Origin of the sequence: Pelistega europaea (assembly GCF_013133775.1) — a bacterium.
GTDB lineage: Bacteria > Pseudomonadota > Gammaproteobacteria > Burkholderiales > Burkholderiaceae_B > Taylorella > Taylorella europaea.
Genome location: NZ_JABGBO010000002.1, coordinates 192176 through 214446, shown reverse-complemented (window position 1 = coordinate 214446; position 22271 = coordinate 192176). Strand labels below are relative to the sequence as shown.

The following is a 22271-nucleotide window of genomic DNA, read 5'->3' as shown; positions in this document are numbered from 1 at the left end:
ATTTACACCTCTTTTCGCACAGGTGGTCTGGTATCAAAGGCATGGAGCAGTTCTTCAAATACAGGGTGGAACTGTATCACACCGACACGACCATATAAATCACTGATAAGGCATTGCCCGTTTTCCAAATCACGCAATCGCTTCTGATTGTTTTCGTCCTCTGGGTCTACACCAAAAAAGGCTAAGGTCTTTTTAATCTCGTTAAGGTCAGTGGAACGAAATGCAAATTTTAAGCCGAGGTTATTTTTCAGTTTTTCATCTAAGAGGTCGTCTGTATTTTGGGTCACGAAATATACCCCAGCGTTCATAGCACGACCAGCCCGAACCAGCTTCATAGATAGTGTTTTTCCTTGTGCTACCTGTAAAAAGCTCCATGCTTCGTCTAAATCTACAATCTTGAAAATGCTTCGGTCTGTATGGATAAAGTCTAAAGCAAAGGTACTAATGACAATCAGCATAGCAACGGATAAAAGCTCCATAGTGGTATATTCCTCAAAGGAAGTTTCCTTGTCGGGAAGTACCAAGTCCGCAACCTGTATAATGTTCAGTTGTTTTTCTAAGCTGATAGACTGCTCCACATAACCATTACTGAATAATAAATGTGCAAAGTCATAGTCTGTAAAACTTTCGATATGGTCGGCTATACTGGTACTTAGTGGCGTATTCTCAACCCGTAATTCCTCAATCACTTTCATCAACCCTCGTACTTCACTATTGGTTACTGCACGAATGGCTTTTCTAAGGATTGGGAAGCGTTCCCCATCACGAGAGGAAATCCCCGTAAGGAATGTCAGAATATCAATAGCCAGTGATTCAGAATCTTTGGGATTTTTCATAATCACATAAGGGTCAAGTAAGCCTTTGTTTTTCTCATCAGAAGTCAGAGTGACGATATTGATTTCATGGGAAATCTCTGGCAAGGTTTCTTTCCATCTGCCACGTTCTGCTTTTGGGTCTACAATCACTGCTTGTGCCCCATAAAGCACCGCATAATAGACGATAAGGTTATTCGCAAAGGATTTACCACCACCCAGCGAACCAACAAAAGCCGACGCTAACGCATTGGTTACTGAACCCTTAACCCCTTGACTGGCAAGAGCAGGTTTCAGATAGACATTGCGTCCAGTATCTAAGCTGTAGCCAACATAAATCCCCTCATTTTCCCCCAGCATTTGAGTAGCACCAAAACCTAAACCAGCGAGGAAATCAGAGGTCACGTATTGAATATAATCATTCATATAACGCTTGCTGGCAGGTAAAAATTCTTCATGTAAGCCGAGCATATCCCCAAATGGTCGTACCAGTTTTACGCTTAAATCGTCATAAAAATCTTTCACTTCATTACAACGACGTTTGAGTTCGTCAAGATCATTTGCTGATACCCTTACCACATAAGACAGCTTGTACATAGATTCCTTGCTTTGGTCTAAATTGGTTTCCAGCTCATTCACACTTTCCAGAGCTTCCGCCACATTGGAGCTGGTTTCATTATCACTTTGCCAAGCGTGGTTATCCAAGTCTTTCAGTTCTTTCTTTTTATTGCGGACAGTAGATAGGGCTTTACGATTCGCTACAATTTCCACATTCATTGACGTATCAATCGGGAATGTAAATTGCTGTTGCTGGTAGTAGAAGATTTCAGAGGACGGGAAGTCCAGTTCTCCGACAATGCTGTTAATGGTAAAGTAAGCTACATAGACGGTTTCATCTTCCTGCTGGATTTTCAAATATCGCTGTTTTTCTTCCACCAAACAGCGAGTAGGCTTAATCAAGTCATAGTATTTAATCAGCGTTTCATTATCCAGCTTTTTCTTTGATAGATGGTACTCATACTCTTCATAGGCAGTGCCTGTCTGTCCGTAAAGGTGTTCAATCAGATAGCCGAAGTCGTCCTTATCTAACCTGCGGATTTTGAAACGACGAGAGATTTTATTTTCTAAGAGCTTTTCCATCTTCTGAAAACGCAGGATTTCATCATTACTCATACTAACAAAATCGCCCATCAGCTTATGGTTCACATCATAGACAAAATCAGACAAAGCATTTTTTGCTTCAACGGTAAGACTTTTCATAGAAAACTCCTGATCGTTGAGAAGCAACTTAAAGCCGATAAAGAAACGGTAGTTCACTTGATTTTCGCCAATCATGGATATTAAAGCGTCTGTCTGTTGGTCGATTTTGTCATAGGCAACCGCTTTGAGCTTGCCAGTGACTTCATTTTTGGAACGCTCTTGTGCAGAACGTATGCTGGATTCTGTACTGATTTGTAAAGCATGAATTTTGCCATCACGATTTTGTGCGATAAGCTGTCTGAAAGAATCATGCACTTGTATTTTCTGTTCTGGACTTAGAAATGAGTAATTGTAAGGAACAAGCTCATAGTAAGCATAACATTCCCCGTCTTTATTCCAGACGAGATTGTTTTCAATGTATTTAATTGGATATGCCATAAAATTCACTCCTAACTGCTGTAATGGCTTCTTGTGGCTGGTTTCTGCCAAGCGTTACTTTTTTTCCTGCATAGGTCAGCTTTGGTCGCAGTGCATAAGCAATGACAGACTTCAAAAATCCATAAGGCTTTTTACCATCAAAAGTTTTTGTAGACATAAACCATGTGAAAGCCACAGGAATCCCAAAGTATTTGAGAAATGCTCCCTCTATCATGGAAAGAGGGGGCAAGTTGCCAAGTATCATCACTGCAAAGAGTGACACGACAAACCATGTCATTTGCGTAAAGGTTATGGGAAACGGAAGTCTAAAATCATTGATAGAATACAGTACCTTTTCCACAGACCAGATACTGGTATAGCTTCGTATTTTCTTCATGTAATCAATCCTTTCATAAAAAATAGGGGTAGCTGATTGAGCCACCCCGTAAAATAGAAAATCTGCCAGTAGTAATGTACCGACAGATTTAATAGACGATTTCAAAAATCCCATGATTGGTTGAGATAAACGTTCCTGAAAGGTCTAAATCCCGACCATAGGCTTGATAATCAATATAGTTTTGAAGACTAGCTGGTACTTCGCCTAAAGCACCCGTTTCTTCAATGTAGTAGCGTGCCACGTCATACATATCATCACAATCGGAATGAATGATAATATCCTCTTGATGTTCGCTTAGTTCTTCAATGCTTGAAAAATGAGTGAGCAGAGCAGATAGCTCCGATTGTAATTCTTCGGGTAATTCCGATACCATTTCCCATAGTCGATTGAGTTCGCCAATGGAAGTGTATTCGTCAACCGTAAAGGGTAACTCGTAGTCATGAATGGCGTATTCCTCATATTCATCATTCAAGCCGATTTTCTCTTTGACTTCCTCAAAGTCAATGGGAAAGGTAAACCACGCACCGACCAATTCGCCCTCATTGTATTTGCCTAAATTCGCAATATAGACTTGCATATCGTCCATATATTCACGTCCTTTCTTTGTAGAGATTCAAAAATCCCTACCGCACTTCGTTTGGTGTACCATTCCTTTGCGGAACATAAGAAAACCACTTATATTCCACAAAAGAACGGTTTTATTTAAGCACCAATAATGCGATTGAATAGCTCTAGTAAAATGTCTTTTACTCCAGCAGCGTTGAAGACTAAGCCAACCGCAATAATCGCAATAATTAAAAAGCCAATCAGTTTGCTAAACTCACGCTTGAAGCCAAGATACAAGCCAATCACAACGATTGCTAAAAGCACCAGTGATTGAGCGTTTGATAGAAACCAGTTATAAAGGTTTTGTCCAAAATTCATAAAAATGTTCTCCTCTCTATATTCAATGAATTTGTATTTGAGTTATTTTTTTGTTGTTATCACGTCCTGTTCTTTTACTGACTGTTGCTTCAAAATCTGCTTGTGTCGGTCTGTCAGTTTCGCATGGTCGAGAATGTCTTTTACAACCTGCGTCTGGTTGATTTCATCAAGTTTAATCGCAACCTTTAAGGTCGGGGCAACTTGATGAGATAGCCAGTTCAGCGTCCTTTGGAAGGAGTAAGGCTCTGGTTTTGTGGTTAGTTTTAATCGTTCACGATTGTTCCCAATAAACCAAGCCCATTCTTCATTCAGTTTCCAATCAGAACGAGGTTTGGAATCGTCTTTATCTACAAAACGGATATACCGATTGATAATTTTAAAGGCGGTATGCTCTGGATTGTCATAGACGAGTAAATCACGGACTGCATAATAGGCACGCTCATTTTTCAATCGAATCTCAAAACGGTTTTTTACTTCTGCGTCTTCAATGGGAATATCATTTTTCTTGTACTGCTCGTAGTCCTTTTCATAGATACAGAAATAAACTTCACTTTGTAATGAACCGATATAGAGGGTGTTTCCCATACATTCCTTTTCCTCTTTGCGTACCAGTTCGCCACTGCGATAGCTTTTAAAACTGCGGAAGACGGAGATACATTCTTCCTGTTGGCACTTTTCAGTGAGTACAGGGATATTTAAAATCCCTGTCTTATCGTTAATGGCAAGGTCAAGGCGTTTCATCACACCGCCAGCCACCAAAACGTCCATAAAGAACTCATACCAGCTTCTTTGTTGTGCCAGAAGATAGCTTTCAAATTGTCTGCACCCACGACCTTTCAATTCCACCAGAACTCCTTTGTCCAGTTCATGGGAGCAAAGGACGAATATGTCGCCTAAAGCATAATGCTCTGAATAAGAATAGAAACCATAGTCCTCATGAAGAAAATAGGACAGTTTCAGTTGTAAGATGTTTTCGACCACCTGCTGTACGTCTGTTGTCGGAAAGCGAATTCTTACATAATCAAACAGCATTTCAAGGGGAGCGTCGGGATTGAAGCGTTCCAGAGCTTCCCAAAGGGACTGCTGTAAATCCTCTGATGGCTTGACTTTTCCTGTTTCAATATCGCTTAGATACTGCCTTGTAATACCAGTCGCAACAGCTAAACGGTTTTGAGATAGTCCATAAGCCAAGCGTTTTTCTTTTAAATGCTGTAACCAAGTTTGTTCATTCAGTAAAAATCCCTCCAATCAAAAAGGCGTATGTCAACTTTTAAAGCCCATTTGACATACGCTGAAATTTTGTAAATCCCTTGTAACCAAAGGATTTTCTAATGTTTTTTTGACTGTTTCCTGTCGATTTGTACCCCCCTGTTAGATACGGGGGGTTAAGTGCTGGCGTGGCTATTGCCACACCAGCCAGCAAGATCAGTCCACACCTGCGACTTCCGCTTCGCACGTCGCCTGCGTGGACTGTCTGCTGTTGGATAACTTTTTAATTTCCTCCAAGAAATCATATCCTTTTGGTACAAGGGGAGTATAAAACTCTGATATGACACTTGTTCCTACATCAACATAGCCACGACCTTTGATTCGCTTTAAGAAGAAATCCTTTTGTACGTCACTGCCAAACATCATGCCATAGCCCATTTCAGACATACGACCTAAAGCCACTCTGAAATTAAACTGATCACGGATTCCGTCGCCTAAATATTTTGCGTCTGGACGTTGACAAGCCAGTATTAGAAAGAAGCCAGCTTGACGACCTAACATGACAATCTGTTTCAGCTTATTCATAACTGCGGTGTTTTCTTTTGTTCCCAGCATTTCCATGAAAGCGACGTATTCATCAAAGATTAAGAAGTGTGCCGGGAGACCTAAGTAAGCATAATTTTTGCCAGTCTTATAGTTCTTCATCTGCTTCATTTCCTCACTACGTTTCATCATTTCTTCATAGAATGTTTCAATGCAAGAAAGCAAGTCTTCTTTTCTATAGTAGACATTTGCCATCACAGAACCTAAGTCCGCAAGATCAGCATTTTTCGGGTCAAGAATATACAGTTTTGAATCTGTATGAAGCAAGGCTTCAATCAGTGTCAGTATAAAGTAAGTTTTACCGCCACCTGTACCACCAGCAATCAACATATGAGGGAGCTTATCATATTCCCACCATACGTTTTTCATTAAGCGAAGTTTACCATCTTTAGCTTCTACTTCATCAATAGAAATACGACTGGCTATGGTGTCATAGAGCAAAGTATATTCCACATAGGAATCCTTTAACTCTTTATCCGTCAGCTCACAGTACAAGCCACTCTCTAATTTCTTTTCCAAGTGTAAGAGTTGGTCTTGATATTTTCCCAGCGTGATTTCCACCCGTATCTGTATCAAGCCATTTTTAAGTCGATAATACATTTTAGGGAAGTAGGTTATCTTTTCCTTTGTACGACCAGCACTATCTTTAAAGAAACCCTCTGTTTTGACCTGTTCAGATTCATACCACTTGTTTTCAAGTATCATCTTTGCCAGTTTTTGACGGTGGTAAAGTTGTTTAACCGTATCATAGCGAACCCGTTTGAATACAAACGCTACCAGCAAGCAGATAAGAATTGCGACACTGAAACTGATAATTAAATAGGGAATGTCAATCTTATCTGCTTGTGATAGGTTAAAATCCTGCCAGTTGATCTGCTGGATTGTCTTCACATGAAACAGTCCGACAACCAGCAGGAAAACAGGCAGGAGTGACGCTATCGTAAAATGAAAGACTAAATCTTTACCAGATGGGCGAATCCTTTTACCACGCTGTTTCATGCGAAAAAGTCTCCTTTCTACCTAGCGACTATTTGTCTTGTGTCGGTTCTTTCTTTGCTTGTGGTTGAGCTTTGAATGAACTAGAATCCTTTGTCAGCACAATATCGTCTGCCTTGATATACCAGTCAACATCTGCTCCTTGATAGGTGGCAGTAGCAACGGTGTCCGCAATGGGATTGATAAGTTCCACCCGTGCGTTATAATCAAACTCTTTCAAAGGCACGCTGGCAGGAATACTTACTTGAATCATGCGTCCTTGTCCTTTGGATTTTAAGTCATAGGTACGTTCCTTGATTTCATCTGAAACCGACCCGTCTTCATTTTGGATTCTCACTTCACGACGTAGAGCAGAGAATTTCAATTCTCCAAAAGTCGTGTCTTTATCTAATACAATGCCATTTGCTAATCTCATCATTTTTCCTCTCTTTCTTTATTCTTTTATCATGTCGTCAGCATGTAAAAGGTAATTTGTAAAACCACGAGTGCCGATTTTGTAGCCCTCTGCGGTAATACGTGGATTGACTAACTTCACACGTTCCTCAAAGCCGAAATGTTTTTCGCCAGCTTCAGCAGGAAGCACCACCACAATATCATCTGCTCTTTGAACATCAGAATAGAGATTATAGCTTCTTGATAAGACAGTTAGCCGTCCGTTGATTCTTCGCTGAACGACTTTATCCTCGCCAGCAAATTCTAAATTGCCGAATGTTTTTTCCATGTTGGGAATCACAAATTTAAGTTCCATATTTTTACCTATCCTTTCTTTTTTATTGGCTGAATGAATGTTTGATGGTCTTAAAGAGTGGGGAACGACCTTTTGATTCTTGATTTTTTGTTTTCATAAGTTCACTTCCTTTCAAAATCGGGTAAAAAAATAGACACCTCATTTTTTGAAGTGTCTACCTATTAAATATTCAAATTTTATTGGAAGTATCTTTATATCTTCACTTTTCAAGGATAAATCGTCGTATCAAAGCTCATTCATAAGTAGTAAATTAGTAGTAAATTGAGTGGTTTTGACCTTGATAAAGTGTGATAAGTCCAGTTTTTATGCGGATAACTAGATTTTTATGCTATTTTTTATACAAAAAAGTTTTTAGCAATCATGGCTTCCGCTTGCGTCGGTTGAGACCCCTTAAAACTCGTCAGTCCAGCAAAGGGTTTATCGCTATCCACACGGTAATAAATCACTTCGCTGGCGGTGTGTCCGTGTGCGGCATAGTGCAGTTTGTTTTGCACCATCTTAAAAAACTCAATACTTAAATCACTTTTAGGGTCGTAGTCTATTGCTGTGGCATATAAATCCAATACTTGGCGATACATGACTTTTTCGCTGGAACGAATATCACGAATCCGCTCAAGTAACTCTTTCCAATAATTCCCGCCACCTAAGTTTTTTAAGCGCTCATCATCCATGGTAAAGCCTTTGATGAGGTATTCTTTTAACCGTGCGGTTGCCCACTGACGAAAATGCACACCTTGTTGAGATTTAACGCGGTATCCTACGGAAATAATGACATCGAGGTTGTAAAACTTCACATCATGTGTTTGAGTCTTGCCTTGTATCGCGCCGTGTTGAGTGGTTGTTGCAAAATTTGCAACAACCATGTTCTCTGATAATTCACCTTCCTCAAAAATATTTTTAATATGACGAGATATTGTTGATTTATCACGGTTAAACAATGTAGCCATTTGGTCAAGACTAAGCCACACAGTCTCATTATCCAGCGTGACATTAAGCTTAACTAAGCCATCGGCGGCGGTATATAAGATAAATTCACTCATGTTGAGACCTCTTTGAGACTATTTTTGATGGCTAAGGATGAATGCGACAAAAGGGGGGCTTGGTTGTCCCTATTCAAAACAGCTTGCTGAAAACTTTGCCTATTCAGTGAATAGTGGTTATCTATGAGTAGTTTGAATATATATCACGTTGTTTTTATTGGGGGATTTGTTCAGACTACCTTACCACACATTCCAATTACTGATAGGTCGGATGGCTAATTTTACTATGTTTTATGGGTCAAAGATATTCATTGATATTAGAGGGACAATGAATAAAGTAGTGAATAAATAAAGCAGTGCAAAGTATCAGCTATAACTCTAAGAACAGACTTTTAAAGTAGGAGAGATGTTTTGGCAGAAAACCTGTCACTTATTACTTCTCCTCCACATATCCCCCAAAGTTATCCCATGGGCTTTCTTTCTTTGAGTTGACAAGGAAGAAATAGTTTTTTTCTTATACATGTTTTCTCTCTTAACAGTTTGGTAGTTGGTTCAAACAGTAGATTCTCGCTCTGCAGTCTCTTGTTTGAGTGTATTAATGACAAGGCAATGTTCTACATCGTGTTGATGGCAATTGACCATCCCTTTTAAAAGAGAGCGGATATTTTCTAATTCGGCAATTTTTTGATTCACTTTATCCAGATGTTTAGTGGCCAATTCATTGGCGTCACGGCAGTCATCATGTGGGTTTTCTTGTAGTGTTAATAGGGTTTTGATTTCTTGCAGGTCAAAGCCTAGTGAGCGGCAGGTTTTAATAAATTTTAATTGCTCAAGATGCTGTTGCTGAAATTGTCGATAGCCGTTACTGCCTCGTTGGACTGGCGGTATTAATTGCATTTTTTCATAAAAACGGATGGTTTCGGGTAATACGCCACTGGCTTGGCTAAGGGTTTTTATATTGAAAAAACTTTTCATGTGTATTGACCTTGTAGTAACTATAAGCTTTAAACTTTAAACCAATCAAAGTAATGAGTAAAGTTTTTTGTTGAGGTGCTAAATGGCTTGTTCTCATGATTGTTGTGAACATACCGCCCAGACAGCGCGTTATCGTCGAGTATTGTGGGTGGCTTTTATTATTAATACGTTGATGTTTTTTGTTGAGATTATTGGGGGCATTAAGGCAGGATCGGTTTCTTTACTTTCTGATAGTCTGGATTTTTTGGGAGATAGTGCGAATTATCTCATCAGCCTTTTTGTATTAGGCAAGGCTTTGCAGACACGAGCTTATGCCTCTCTTATCAAGGCATCGACGATGGGGCTTTTTGGTCTATGGATTTTTGGAACCAGTGTGTATCAATTTTTCTTTGGTCAACTCCCTAATTATCATGAAATGGGAGTAATTGGGGTATTGGCATGTATTGCCAATCTCTCCGTGGCCTTTTTGTTGTATGCCTTTAGGGAGGGGGATAGTAATATGCAAAGTGTCTGGTTATGTTCGCGTAATGATGCTCTAGGGAATCTTGCGGTGATTCTGGCTGCAGTTGCCGTGTATTTTACTCAGTCGCATATACCAGATTTAGTAGTGGCTTTATTGATGTCTTTTTTTTCTTTGCAAGCCGCTTGGCGTATTTTTGCCCATGCTCGACAAGAGCTTTCTACTCAAAAGTAGTGGGGTAACAAAAGGAGGAGGGTGCTTCATCTGATGGGGATGAGAGCAGTCAGGTGTTATTCACAATACGTTCCCTTCACCTACTTCACCTCCCGCCACCATCTTTTCTGCACGCTCTCTATCTCACTCAACCGATACGTTTGCTCGATTAATGAGGGCAAAATAGGGGAGGAGGTCAAAGGTTAGTGGTAAATATCGTGAAGTGATTTTACTAATGTTTGCATTATGGAATTTAGATATTTTGCTAGAATTTAGTAAAGATAAGGTATTGGATGATGCGATACTGTGTGAAGTCAGTGGCTATGTGTTTACCACAGGGAAGCGTAACATTTGTGGGTAAGAATAGTCGTAAAAGGATAGTGTGATGATTAAGGATGATAATAATTTTGATAATCCAGAAAGGCAATCTTTTATCCTCTATACAGCCCAAAATGGTCAAGTACAGATAGAAATTTATCTGTATGATGAAACATATGGCTTACCCAGCAGAAAATGGCTGAACTATTTGGTGTTACCAAGTCTACAATTAGCGAACATTTGAGTGCTATTTTTAATAGTGGTGAGTTGGCTAAAGAGGCAACTGTTCGGAATTTCCGAACAGTTCAAAAAGAAGGTAATAGAATGGTTAATCGCCAACTAGAATATTACAACCTCGATGCTATTATCTCTGTAGGCTATCGAGTTAATTCTACTAAAGCTACACAGTTTCGTATTTGGGCAACGCAAACTCTAAAAGAATATCTCATCAAGGGATTTGTACTAGATGATGATTCATTTTGCTATCACAGGCAGTACAGCGGCAGAAATTGTTTACCATAAAGCAGACAGCACGAAGGAGCATATGGGCTTAACAACATGGAAATATGCTCCTTCAGGCAGAATATTGAAATCAGATACTACTATTGCCAAAAATTATTTGAACGAAAAGGAAATCAAACAGCTAGAGCGTACAGTCAGTAGTTATTTTGACTATATTGAGGGATTAATCGAGCGAGAAAATACGTTTACGATGGAAAAATTTGCCGCAAGTGTGGATAAATTTTTGAGTTTTAATGAATACAGAATCTTGGAAGATTCGGGTAAAGTTAGCCAACAACAAGCGGAAGCAAGAGCTTATCAGGAATACGATAAGTTCAATAAAACTCAAAAAATAGAATCTGATTTTGATAAAGTAATTAAGAAGTTAGCAAAAAAGTAGATTCACCTACTTCACTTCCCGCCACCATCTTTTCTGCACGCTCTCTACCTCACTTAATCGATACGTCTGCCCAATCAAGGGGGTTAAAACAGGAAAGGGTGCTTGTTTGGCAGCGACAAAATAACGCTCGATAGGTTCATTCCAAGGATGAAAGGCTAAGTCGTATTTTGCCCAATGAATAGGCATAACTGCTTTAGCGCGTAGATCAATGGCGGCTTGATAGGATTGTTCTGGAGTCATATGAATATTCGCCCACGCCGCATCATAAGCACCATTTTCCACCATGGCTAAATCAAAAGGACCGTATTGCTCACCGATTTGGGTAAAATGTTTTCCATAGCCACCATCGCCACTAAAAAAGAGTTTATGTGTGGGTGTAGCAATGACCCAGCTTCCCCAAAGCGTGGTGACTTCTTTTCCCCATTTACGGCCACTAAAATGGCGATTGGGGGTAAAGGTTAAGGTGATATCATCAAGTGTAGCTTGCTCGCCCCAATCTAACTCGGTGATACGAGACTTCTCAATTCCCCAGCGTTGTAAATGCGCTGCTACACCAAGGGGAACATAAAAATGTTTTACTTTTGAAGCAATTTCTTTAATGGCTTGATAGTCTAAATGGTCATAATGGTCATGCGACAAAATAACTGCGTCTATGGGCGGTAACTCAGCGGTTTTTGGAGGATGTTGATAAGAGAAAGGTTTTCCACCCACAAAAATAGGGGAGGCACGATAAAACACAGGGTCAGTAATGAGATTTTTTCCGTTAATATGGATAAAAATATTGGAATGCCCTAACCATGTGATCACAACATCATTGTCAATGTTTTGTGTCATATCCGTGATATTAAGTGGTTGACTAGGTAAAGGTTCGGACGGTACTTTACCCTCAGGAGGAAAAACCACGGAGAGAAACCAGCTCCAGATAGTACGTTTTGATGCTTCTGGCGCATTTTGTACCCCGAGTGCGGTAGGCTCTAAATTCACAAATTTCCCCTCTTTAAAATGAGGGGAGCGAACAATTCTCGCTTGGCTTTCTGCATCAGGATTACCACCAAACACAGGGGCGAAATATAAAAAAGCTAGCACGCTAATAGATAGGATAATGCCTATTAATACAATCCACTTCAGGGTAGCAAAAGCCATCATGGCTAACTTCATGGTGTTTCCTTTGATGTTGAACAATTATTTACTCAATCGTTTGATAACTGGGGTCGTGCAATCTTAGCATGAGAAATCCTTTCTTTTTCATGCTGTGTTAAATAAGTTATTTCCATTTATTTTCAAAGATATTGGCTCTGTTTTTTGAGGAGTATTGGGTTTCTCATGATGATTAACGATGCTTTTGATAAATCACAGAAAGATATGAAAATATATTTTCCAGTCCTAAATAAATTTATCCCCAACCCTCAGCGATGGGTTTTCCACACAAAAAGAATATGGCAAAAAATGAAGGGAAAATATTATTTTGTCGGTTGATGTGAGAGGGGAGTAATGTATTGATTGTGTTTAAATGCAAAAAAACACTGGAGCATCGATGTCTCCGGTGCTTATTAAGGAATATCTTTAGCAATCAAAATAACACAAATAATTTTAAATCTAAAGTATTAAAACGACCTTTCAAAGTCATAACCTCATCACATAAACCCACGTTGATATTGGCGTGGAATGTCAGCTATGGGTTGGCTATCACTGCCGTTTTGTTGGTATTGTGCATTGAGTACCCAATAAGGATCGCGTAATAAACCACGTCCAACAGCGACTAAATCGGCATCACCGCTACCAATCACATAGTCAGCCAATCCGGGATTGTCTAGCATTCCGACAGCAATAACGGGTAGACCTGTAGCTTCTTTCACTTTACGAGCTAAATAGACTTGATAACCTGCTGCAAAAGGAGGATGTTGTCCCTCAAAGAGGGCTCCATTACCCCCGCCACTGACATCAATCATATCGACACCTGCTGCCGCAAAGCGTTTAGCCACCTTGGCACCATAGTCGCTATCAAAACCATTTTCTGAGTATTCTTGGGCAGAAATGCGGATGATTAAAGGCATATCCTTGGGCATAACGGCTTTGGCAGCTTTAATCACCTGCTCTCCGAATAATAAACGGTCTTGACCATATTCGTCGGTACGTTGATTGGATTTAGGGGAGTAGAATTGGTGAATTAAGTAACCATGAGCACCATGCAGTTCAATAAGGTCAAAACCAGCTTCGACAGCTCGACGCACAGCATCTTGGAACTGTTGAATAATGTCTTGAATCTCTGCTTTGCTGAGTTCCCTAGGTGTTTTAAGGTTTTGACCTGCATAGTCTAACTGTCCATAATGGATAGCAGAGGGGGCAACCACATCAGCACAGTCTTGTGCTTTTCTGCCTGCATGACCGATTTGGATACCAATTTTTGCTCCTTGTGCGTGGACAGCATCGACAATTTTTTTAAAGGCATCTCTTTGTTCATCATTCCATAAACCTAGGCAATGAGGTGTAATACGTCCGTTGGGAGCGACATTAGTCATTTCTACAATAATTAAACCGACCCCACCAATTGCACGCGAGGTATAGTGCACATAGTGCCAGTCATTAGGGATGCCATCTTTAGCACTGTATTGACACATAGGAGGCATCACGATTCGATTACGCAATGTGACGTTTTTAAGTGAAAATGGTTGGGTAAAATAACGAAACTTAGCCATATCGAGTCCTTTTGTTATAAAAATAATGACAAAATTGTACTGTTGACAGAGAAGAAAAAAGTGATTGTCCATGTTATTAAGGAGGGTTATTTTCTTCTTACCCACATACACGCAAACGACAAGAAAGTACACCCTAGCATAATTAGAGAAAAACTGATCAAATGGCTACCGAAAATGGCGAGCAATATAGAAGAGATAACACCGCTACCATATTGTAAAGAGCCGATGAGTGCTGCACCGCTCCCTGCCATTTCTGGAACCCTATCAAGTGCGCCAGCCGTAGCTGTGGAAGCCAAAATGCCATTCATAGAAAAGAAAATAAAAAGAGGGATAGCAACTGCCAGTATGTGATGTAAGCCTATGACCGTCATAAAGCCTAAACCAAGAATAGCGATGAAAGCGATTGCAGAAGCTGTTTTTAATAAATGATCGAAAGTATAGCGAGAGACTAACCGTGTATTAACAAGGCTTAATGTCATTACCCCTAAAATATTCACAGAAAACAACCAAGCAAAATGTTTAGGAGGAATATGGAAATATTCAATATATAAATAGGGGGAGGCGGTAACAAAAGCATATACCCCAACATAAAAACTAGCCACACAGAGGGTATAACGCATGAAAGTCCCATTTCCCAATAAGGTGCGATAGTTACTAAAACTATGGTACCAAGGGTATGTTGCTACTCTTTTTTGTGGAGGGTGTGTTTCAGGAAGTGAATGAAGTGCTATCAGCAGTAGTCCTCCAATGATAGCAAGCATAATAAAAATTCCATGCCAATTAAAGTACTCCAGAATGAGTGCTCCTAGGAAAGGACCGAGAATAGGAGCAATCGCTAAGACAAGCGTTAATAAAGATAATACGCGAGCAGCCTCTTGCCGTTGAAATAAATCACGAACAATGGCTCTTCCTAGCATAGGGGCAGTACAGGCTCCTATCGCTTGAAATACACGCCAGATGACTAGGCTGGTAATATTATCAGAAAGGGCACAGCCTATGGAACCTATGATAAAGATTACCATACCTATAACAAGTGGTTTTTTTCGTCCAATACGGTCACTAATCGGCCCCCATACCAGTTGAGCAATGGAAAATCCAGCAAGAAAACCGCTGATAGTGAGTTCTACATTGCCTCCCAATTGTGATGCCATGGTGGGCATAGCAGGGAGATAAGTATCGGTGGCTAGAGAGGTGACCGCTAATAATGCTCCAAGTATGAGCAAAAGGGAAAGTTTTATTTTCTGTGCGTTGCTATTCATTCCAGTATTCAGGTGCTCCTAAAGGATGACATCATACTGCGTTTAATTTCTTTAATAAATAGGATAGAATGCTAAGGATTATTGAATTTATTTCAATAATGCGAAAGAGCAATATAACTTATTGAATAAATTGGTTTTTTAGATGGGAAGATAGTGTGATATAACGACTATGTTTGGCTTATCTATCCCGTAGGAATGACTGGTTTTGCTTCTTTTTGGTGCTTGTCGTTGGCGATATTTGTTTATCGAAAAGTTTGTAGTTTTAAATTTTAAAAAGTGTTTGGTATGAATCTTAGGTAGTTTATTTCAGGTAAAGATACGATTATGAGTAGGGTACAAAAGAGGAAGAACTTTGAGCATGGATAATTTAAATGATTTACGCTTTTTTCTCTGTGTAGCGGAACAGCAAAGTTTTACACGAGCCGCTGCACAGCTGGGTGTCTCTCCTTCAGCGGTTAGCCATACCATGAAAAACCTAGAGCAACGTCTTGGTGTAAAGTTGCTGCATCGTACCACACGTAGCGTGTCATTAAGTCAAGCAGGGGAGCGATTGGTACAAGAGATTACTCCCTTGATGAGCCAAATTCAGCAGTCTTTAAATAGTTTAGGTGAGTATAGCGGACAATTAAAAGGGCAGTTACGTATCAATGCTACCGAAAGTGCCTATATGTATTTGTGGGATAAATTTCAACGGTTTATGCACCAAAATCCGGAGGTGCAGTTGGAGTTGACGGCAGATATTCGTATGGTGGATATTGTGGCAGAACGTTTTGACATAGGGATTCGCTTGGGAGATGGTATTGCTAAGGACATGATTGCTGTGCGAGTAGGGCCTGATATGCAGATGGCAGTGGTAGCAAGCCCTGATTATGTTGAACGGCATGGTATGCCTCAGACACCACATGAGCTGCATCAATACCAAATGTTGAGCTTGCGTTTACCCACTTATGGTGGATTATTAACGTGGGAATTTTTGCACCCAGAGGATGGGACACTTGTCAAAATCCAATCACGAGGACGATTTGCCAGTAACAGTGTACCGATATTAAAAAAAGCGGCTTTGGGAGGGTTGGGCTTGCAGTGGGTTCCTTTGTACCATGTTGAAGCAGAACTTCAGCAAGGCTCACTCGTGGAAGTTTTGCCCAACTGGCGAATGCGTTATCCGGGGTTTCATGTGTATTATCCAAATCGCCGTGCCAATGACGCATTATTTACAGCTTTTGTTGCTGCGATGAAAGAGACCTAAAACGGATAGAGAGCCATGTTAATGCGTTGCGGCAAATGAGTGTCATTGATGTTAACTAGTTTGTCTTAATCCTTTAGCCCCAATTTCTTCGCCAATTTATGCAGGTTACTGGCATCAATTTCGAGAATTTTGGCAGCGGCTGTCCAATGATAATTGGTGTGTTCCAGGGCAGTTTTGATGAGTTCATATTCAAATTGCTGCATCAGTGGTTTGAGTGCTCCGAGCTTGTGTGAGTGAGGAGCAGGGGAGGCAGAGATGTTTGCACTCTCTTTTTCCTTTGTCGTCGTCATACTGGTAGCCGCTTCTGCCTCTATCTGATGACTAGGGTGGATATCCAAGTAACGCGCTTCTAGCGTCACAATGTCTTGTCGTTTTACTCCTGAGGCGATAATTTTTAATGCGGCTCGGCTAATGACATGCTCTAGTTCTCGTACATTTCCTGGCCATTGATAATGCATCAATACTTGTCCCGCTTCAGGGCTGAGGCGAATACCTCGTAGACCAAGACGCACACGATTTTGCTCTAAAAAATGTCCTGCTAATAAAAGAATATCTTTTCCTCGTTCCCGTAACGCAGGGACATCAATAGGAAAGACGGATAAGCGGTGATATAAATCCATACGAAAAGCATCGTCCTCCGCGGCTTTCTGTAAATCACGATTACTGGCTGCAATAATACGAACATTCACGTGGTGGGTTTTGTCGGAGCCTAAGCGTTGGATTTCACCATTTTGAATAGCACGTAATAATTTAGATTGCACAGCAAGGCTTAATTCACCTATTTCATCTAAGAAAAGTGTGCCATTATCTGCTACTTCAAAGCGTCCGGCACGTTCATGGGTTGCACCTGAGAAAGCACCTTTGATATGCCCAAAAAGTTCGCTTTCGGCTAAGGTTTCGGGTAGGGCTGCACAGTTGATAATGACCATTGGTTGGGCGTGACGTTTAGAGTAGGCGTGAACATAGTGGGCCACTAAATCTTTACCTACTCCTGTCTCGCCAGTAATTAATACTGGCACATCTGCTTCAGCCACTAAACGAATATCGTCCAGCAACTTGAGAATAGCAGGGCTATTGCCAATGATTTTGCGCTGGTTCTTGATATTACTTGGCATCTCAATCGTACTAAAGTGATGGCGTTCATCAAGCTGATGCTCTAGCTCTGCCATACGAATGCAAGCCTCAAAAAGAGGAAGATGCTGTTGTAAATGTTGTTTACGCTCTGGGGTGAAGGTATTTTCCATCGCATCTAAGGTGAGAACACCCCATAATTGCTCATTCACATAAAGAGGGACACCTAAACAGTCATGCACGTGTAGAGGCTGGTCAGGCAAGGTATTGACTAAACCATCATAAGGATCTGGCAATGTGGAATGGCTATCAAAATGCACAAGCTCAGGGCTATGTACAATGGTAGCGAGTCGAGGATGATCGGCTAATTGAAATTGGCGCCCCAAGGTATCATGACTTAGCCCTTCGGCGGCGACCATAAATAACGTTTCATTATGAAGGCGCAATAAACCGACTGCACTGCATTGAAAGTCCTGTCGAATATAGCGAACAAGATGTTTGAGTCGTTGAGAGGGTGATAATTCTTTAGAGAGATTATCGATAATGGCTTGTAGGCTCATAAGAATGCTGATGCGTATTGAGGAAATAAAAAATTTAAAAGGCTAATCTAATGACTTTACGTCTCATTTGATGGAGTGCTAGATAATCCAGAAGAGGTAACCGTCACTTTATGTTGCATCCGATGGAGTAGCTAGATAATCCCAATGAGGTGAAGAGTTTATATTCGTTCATCGATATAAAATAGGTAAAAAATACCCCAAAGGTAAAAATTACCTGATTATTATACGGTATTTTTTACCTGAAATTGGGGTTAACCTCTTTGTTTTCCTATGAAAAATAGAGTTGGCACGGAAATTGCTTATTGAGAGGTAAGGCAAACAACGTGATTGGCGTAACACTCCAGTCCTCCGTTGCGAAATAACGTTATTTGCATAGCAAACAATGATATTTTTTAGGAAAAAATATGGGAAGTTATAAAAAGCTCTGGCTTTGGTTGATGGGTATCTTAATTGTTACCTTTTCTATTCTAGGTTATTTAGGGGTGGATGTGTATCGTAATGCACCTCCTGTTCCTGAAGCAGTAAAAGTCGCTAACACAGGTGAAGTGTTAATGACAAAAGATGATATTTTGCAAGGTCAATCGGCTTGGCAAAGTACAGGTGGGATGCAAAACGGTTCCATTCTTGGTCATGGTTCTTACCAAGCACCAGACTGGACGGCTGATTGGTTACACCGTGAGTTAATCGCTTGGTTGGATTTGGCGGCACAAGAGCGTTTTGGCGTTTCTTATGAGCAAGCTGATGAAGAGCAAAAAGCGGTGTTAGAAGCGGCAGCGAAGAAAGAATATCGTACAAATACGATCGACGAGAATAATGTGGTGACGGTTTCTGAGCGTCGTGCACAAGCAATTAAGCTCACAGCAGAACGTTACAAAGGCATTTACGGTGATGATCCTGCTTTTGATAGCACTCGTGAAAGTTATGCGATGAAAGTGAATACATTAGCGGATCCTGCTCGTCGTGATAAGCTAGTGAACTTCTTTTTCTGGAGTACTTGGGTTGCATCAACTGAGCGTCCCGGTAGTCATGTGACGTATAGTAATAACTGGCCGCATGAACCTATCATTGATAATGTTCCCTCTGTAGAAAACATTATGTGGTCTATTATCAGTGTGGTTGTGTTGATTGCTGGTGTTGGTTTATTGGTATGGGGCTGGGCTTTCTTGAGCAAGCATGATGAGTTTGAAGCGAAAGCACCCGCAGTGGATCCTATTACCACTTTCAAATTAACACCTTCTCAAAAAGCATTGGGTAAATACGCTTTCTTAACCGTGGCGCTATTTGCTTTCCAAATGTTTATGGGTGGTGCGGTAGCACACTATACGGTTGAGGGGCAAACATTCTATGGTATTGAATTATCGAAATGGTTCCCTTATTCTTTACTTCGCACATGGCACTTACAAAGTGCGGTGCTTTGGATTGCCGCTGGTTTCTTAACGGCTGGTCTATTCCTTGCACCAGTGGTAAACGGTGGTAAAGATCCAAAAGGTCAACGTTTAGGCGTGAATGTCTTGTTTGTTGCTCTTTTATTGGTGACTGTAGGTTCTTTTGTGGGTAACTACTTGGCGATTGCTGGTCAAATGCCTGCGGAATTGAACTTTATGTTTGGTCATCAAGGCTATGAATATCTTGATCTCGGTCGTGTATGGCAATTTGCTTTATTCTTAGGCATTGCTTTCTGGCTATTCTTGATGGCACGCTGCTTAGTCGGTGCATTCAAACAAGGTGGTGATAAGAACTTACTAGCCTTATTCACAGCGTCTGTGGTCGCGATTGGTTTGTTCTACGGTAGTGGTTTGTTCTACGGTGAGCATTCTAATATTGCGGTGATGGAATACTGGCGTTGGTGGGTGGTTCACCTCTGGGTAGAGGGCTTCTTTGAAGTATTTGCGACCGCTGCGATGGCATTCATCTTCAGCTCAATGGGTCTTGTTTCACTTCGCACAGCGACAACAGCTTCTTTAGTCTCTGCTTGTTTGTTCATGCTTGGCGGTGTGCCCGGTACATTCCACCACTTATACTTCACAGGGGCGACTACGCCTATCGTGGCAGTGGGTGCAAGCTTCTCAGCGCTAGAAGTGGTACCTCTTGTGGTATTAGGTTATGAAGCCTATGAGAACTGGAGTTTACGCAATCGTGCTCCTTGGATGGAAAACATTCGTTGGCCGTTGATGTTCTTCGTAGCTGTGGCTTTCTGGAATATGTTAGGTGCTGGTGTGTTCGGCTTTATGATCAATACACCTGTGGCATTATTCTACTTACAAGGTCTTAATACTACTGCGGTACACGCACACTCTGCCTTATTCGGCGTGTATGGTTTCCTTGCATTAGGTTTTGTATTGCTTGTATTGCGTTATATCCGTCCTAATATGCAATTTAGCGATGGCTTAATGAAAGTCTCTTTCTGGGCATTAAATATCGCTTTATTGGGCATGGTGGCGACTAGTCTATTACCTGTTGGTTTATTCCAATTCCACGAAAGCGTCCATGTAGGTATGTGGTCTGCGCGTGGTGAGGCCTTCTTACAACAAGATTTCTTAGAAAATCTACGTTGGATTCGTACGATTTCTGATGTAATCTTTATTATTGGTGGCTTAGGTATTGGATTACAAGTGTGCAAAGGGGTGTTTTTACACCGTGCACCTAGGTAATACAGCCACTATTTAGGTATTAAGCTATTTCTAATACTCCCCAGTCTAGTGATTGGGGAGTGTTTTTTTATTTGTTTGAATATATGTACAATATATTGTACAATATGGCCATTCAAAGGAGGATCATATGCAAGCAATTACATACACCGAAGCTAGGCAGCAGTTGGCTAAGAAAATGCAAGACACGGTGGACAATCAAGAGGCAATTTTAATTACTCGTGCACGCGGGGAAAACTGTGTTTTGCTATCTGAATCACAATATAACGCATTACAAGAGACAGCTTATCTTTTGCGTTCTCCTGCAAACGCCTTACATTTGTTGAAAGGTCTCAATGAAATGCAATCGGGTGGTGGTGTGGAAGTCAAGGAACTGCTTAAGTGAAGATTGTCTTTTCAACAGAAGCGTGGGACGACTATGTGCATTGGCAAGTGATGGATAAAAACGTTCTTAAACGCATCAATAAGCTGATAGAGGCTATTCAGCGCAATCCTTTTGATGGCATAGGTAAACCCGAACCGTTAAAGTTTAATCTAACAGGGTATTGGTCTAGACGCATCACCGATGAGCATCGGCTTGTTTATGCGGTGGCAGATGATGCTTTGCTCATCATTTCTTGCCGCTACCATTATCAGTGATGGTGGGGACTTTCCTCCAGAAAGGTTCAAATGTGCCTAGGACTTTTTTAATTGTAGAATTTGATTAATTAGCGCAATGCCTAACACAATACAAAATGCACCTAAAAAGAAAGTTTGATTTGGAGCTTCATTGAGTAGTAGCCATGCCAGTACCATAGTGAAGATAGGTTCTGATAGTTCAGTTACCTGTACTTTCGATGCACTGAGATAAACTAACGCCTTGGTTGTGCAGTAAAAACCAATCAGTGTGGGTAATAGAGCAAGTGCTATAAGATTGAGTATAACAGTCGTATTCCACTGGATTTCTATATGTTGAAAGTGAGTTATAAATGGATAAAACAAATATAGTGCTCCAAACATCATCAATAATCGCGTTAGAGGCATACCACCATTTAAATTAAATTTTTTAATGAGTACGGAAAATAAACCATAGCCACTACCTGCAAGAATGGCATAGAGAATAGATAGCCATTGACTAGAGCCCGACCAGGAAATAATAAATACGCCAGATACAGCCAGACAAGTACCAACAATGGCAGAAATTTTCAATGACTCTGACAATAATATAGCCCCTCCAAGCAGGGAGGATACGGCCGCCGCAGCCATTAACACGACCACCACATTAGCGGCATGACCATATTGATATGCCGTGGTTTCAAAGAAAAATAAGGTAAAAATCCCCAGAAATGCACAAAACGCTATTTGGAGAAATAGGTTCATGGTATTTTTTACAAAGGGTTTGATTTGATTTTTCTGTTCTTGCCATGACGAGCGACTTAACACCAGACTGATTATTGCCAATGCGATAATTGTTTTAAAAAAAGCAATAGATTGAATATTTAGGTTCTGATCTAATAAGTTTTTGCTGAAAATACCAATACTGCTATTTAATGCAGCTGCAGATAGCGCAAAAAAAATCCCTTTTAAGACTGTGTTTCCCATCATTGTCTCCGCCTGGTATGTCAAACTCATCATTGTTTAATCTTAAGTAGATTAAAT

General features: G+C 40.6%; 23 protein-coding genes. 8 read left to right on the top strand and 15 right to left on the bottom strand.

Annotated elements, in window-relative coordinates:
* Positions 1-2: 2 nt before the first annotated feature.
* The 10 genes from tcpF to HKX40_RS02490 all read right to left on the bottom strand — a co-directional run bounded on the left by tcpF (position 3) and on the right by HKX40_RS02490 (position 9261).
* Positions 3-2450, bottom strand: a complete 2448-nt coding sequence (tcpF, locus tag HKX40_RS02540) for a conjugal transfer ATPase TcpF (RefSeq protein ID WP_000331160.1) — start codon at positions 2448-2450, stop codon at positions 3-5.
* Positions 2434-2826, bottom strand: coding sequence for a conjugal transfer protein (locus tag HKX40_RS02535; protein WP_000723888.1), 393 nt, complete (start codon positions 2824-2826; stop codon positions 2434-2436). Before HKX40_RS02535 ends, tcpF begins: the two co-directional genes overlap by 17 nt.
* 88 nt (positions 2827-2914) lie before the next feature.
* Positions 2915-3412 carry an antirestriction protein ArdA gene (locus HKX40_RS02530; protein WP_000342539.1) on the bottom strand — a complete coding sequence of 166 codons (498 nt, stop codon included), beginning with the start codon at positions 3410-3412 and terminating at the stop codon, positions 2915-2917.
* 116 nt (positions 3413-3528) lie between these two features.
* Positions 3529-3750 carry a hypothetical protein gene (locus tag HKX40_RS02525; RefSeq protein WP_001009056.1) on the bottom strand — a complete coding sequence of 74 codons (222 nt, stop codon included), beginning with the start codon at positions 3748-3750 and terminating at the stop codon, positions 3529-3531.
* A gap of 42 nt (positions 3751-3792) precedes the next feature.
* Positions 3793-4998: a MobT family relaxase gene (gene mobT, locus HKX40_RS02520; protein ID WP_000398284.1), complete on the bottom strand. Its 1206-nt coding sequence runs from the start codon at positions 4996-4998 to the stop codon at positions 3793-3795.
* 177 nt (positions 4999-5175) lie between these two features.
* Positions 5176-6561 (bottom strand): FtsK/SpoIIIE domain-containing protein, encoded by a 1386-nt coding sequence (locus tag HKX40_RS02510; protein ID WP_000813488.1) that lies wholly within the window; start codon positions 6559-6561, stop codon positions 5176-5178.
* A gap of 28 nt (positions 6562-6589) precedes the next feature.
* Positions 6590-6976, bottom strand: coding sequence for a YdcP family protein (locus HKX40_RS02505; RefSeq protein ID WP_000985015.1), 387 nt, complete (start codon positions 6974-6976; stop codon positions 6590-6592).
* A 15-nt stretch (positions 6977-6991) separates the two neighbouring features.
* Positions 6992-7306: a YdcP family protein gene (locus HKX40_RS02500; RefSeq protein WP_000420682.1), complete on the bottom strand. Its 315-nt coding sequence runs from the start codon at positions 7304-7306 to the stop codon at positions 6992-6994.
* A 335-nt stretch (positions 7307-7641) separates the two neighbouring features.
* Positions 7642-8346 (bottom strand): RhuM family protein, encoded by a 705-nt coding sequence (rhuM, locus tag HKX40_RS02495; RefSeq protein ID WP_216605141.1) that lies wholly within the window; start codon positions 8344-8346, stop codon positions 7642-7644.
* Positions 8347-8838: 492 nt separating this feature from the next.
* Complete coding sequence (locus tag HKX40_RS02490; protein WP_171587993.1) at positions 8839-9261, bottom strand: MerR family DNA-binding protein; 423 nt, start codon at positions 9259-9261, stop codon at positions 8839-8841.
* A gap of 82 nt (positions 9262-9343) precedes the next feature.
* Between HKX40_RS02490 and HKX40_RS02485 the strand changes: the two genes are divergently transcribed.
* The 4 genes from HKX40_RS02485 (at position 9344) to rhuM (HKX40_RS10705) (ending at position 11153) form a co-directional block, all read left to right on the top strand.
* Complete coding sequence (locus tag HKX40_RS02485) at positions 9344-9955, top strand: cation efflux transmembrane domain-containing protein (protein WP_171587992.1); 612 nt, start codon at positions 9344-9346, stop codon at positions 9953-9955.
* 214 nt (positions 9956-10169) lie between these two features.
* Entirely contained in the window at positions 10170-10295 is a 126-nt protein-coding gene (locus tag HKX40_RS10770; protein ID WP_281360144.1) for a hypothetical protein, read from the top strand.
* A gap of 152 nt (positions 10296-10447) precedes the next feature.
* Positions 10448-10774, top strand: a complete 327-nt coding sequence (locus HKX40_RS10710) for a virulence RhuM family protein (protein WP_246233530.1) — start codon at positions 10448-10450, stop codon at positions 10772-10774.
* A complete protein-coding gene (gene rhuM, locus HKX40_RS10705; protein ID WP_246233528.1) occupies positions 10719-11153 on the top strand; it encodes a RhuM family protein in 435 nt (144 codons plus the stop codon). Before HKX40_RS10710 ends, rhuM (HKX40_RS10705) begins: the two co-directional genes overlap by 56 nt.
* A gap of 6 nt (positions 11154-11159) precedes the next feature.
* On the opposite strand, the gene HKX40_RS02475 is transcribed toward rhuM (HKX40_RS10705), so the two are convergent.
* The 3 genes from HKX40_RS02475 to HKX40_RS02465 form a co-directional block, all read right to left on the bottom strand.
* Positions 11160-12311: an MBL fold metallo-hydrolase gene (locus HKX40_RS02475; protein WP_216605140.1), complete on the bottom strand. Its 1152-nt coding sequence runs from the start codon at positions 12309-12311 to the stop codon at positions 11160-11162.
* A 476-nt stretch (positions 12312-12787) separates the two neighbouring features.
* Positions 12788-13849, bottom strand: coding sequence for an NADH:flavin oxidoreductase/NADH oxidase (locus HKX40_RS02470; RefSeq protein ID WP_171587991.1), 1062 nt, complete (start codon positions 13847-13849; stop codon positions 12788-12790).
* A gap of 86 nt (positions 13850-13935) precedes the next feature.
* Positions 13936-15108, bottom strand: a complete 1173-nt coding sequence (locus HKX40_RS02465; protein ID WP_171587990.1) for a multidrug effflux MFS transporter — start codon at positions 15106-15108, stop codon at positions 13936-13938.
* 358 nt (positions 15109-15466) lie between these two features.
* On the opposite strand from HKX40_RS02465, the gene HKX40_RS02460 reads away from it, so the two are divergent.
* Positions 15467-16354 carry a LysR family transcriptional regulator gene (locus HKX40_RS02460; RefSeq protein WP_171587989.1) on the top strand — a complete coding sequence of 296 codons (888 nt, stop codon included), beginning with the start codon at positions 15467-15469 and terminating at the stop codon, positions 16352-16354.
* Positions 16355-16419: 65 nt separating this feature from the next.
* Here HKX40_RS02460 and norR read toward each other — a convergent pair whose 3' ends face one another.
* Positions 16420-17985 carry a nitric oxide reductase transcriptional regulator NorR gene (gene norR / locus HKX40_RS02455; protein ID WP_171587988.1) on the bottom strand — a complete coding sequence of 522 codons (1566 nt, stop codon included), beginning with the start codon at positions 17983-17985 and terminating at the stop codon, positions 16420-16422.
* A gap of 404 nt (positions 17986-18389) precedes the next feature.
* Between norR and HKX40_RS02450 the strand changes: the two genes are divergently transcribed.
* The 3 genes from HKX40_RS02450 to HKX40_RS02440 all read left to right on the top strand — a co-directional run bounded on the left by HKX40_RS02450 (position 18390) and on the right by HKX40_RS02440 (position 21272).
* Positions 18390-20636, top strand: coding sequence for a nitric-oxide reductase large subunit (locus HKX40_RS02450; RefSeq protein ID WP_171587987.1), 2247 nt, complete (start codon positions 18390-18392; stop codon positions 20634-20636).
* Positions 20637-20763: 127 nt separating this feature from the next.
* Positions 20764-21018, top strand: a complete 255-nt coding sequence (locus HKX40_RS02445; RefSeq protein WP_171587986.1) for a type II toxin-antitoxin system prevent-host-death family antitoxin — start codon at positions 20764-20766, stop codon at positions 21016-21018.
* Entirely contained in the window at positions 21015-21272 is a 258-nt protein-coding gene (locus tag HKX40_RS02440; RefSeq protein ID WP_171587985.1) for a Txe/YoeB family addiction module toxin, read from the top strand. The genes HKX40_RS02445 and HKX40_RS02440 overlap by 4 nt, the downstream gene beginning before the upstream one ends.
* Before the next feature lie 36 nt (positions 21273-21308).
* Here HKX40_RS02440 and HKX40_RS02435 read toward each other — a convergent pair whose 3' ends face one another.
* A complete protein-coding gene (locus tag HKX40_RS02435; protein WP_216605139.1) occupies positions 21309-22217 on the bottom strand; it encodes a DMT family transporter in 909 nt (302 codons plus the stop codon).
* Positions 22218-22271 lie beyond the last annotated feature (54 nt).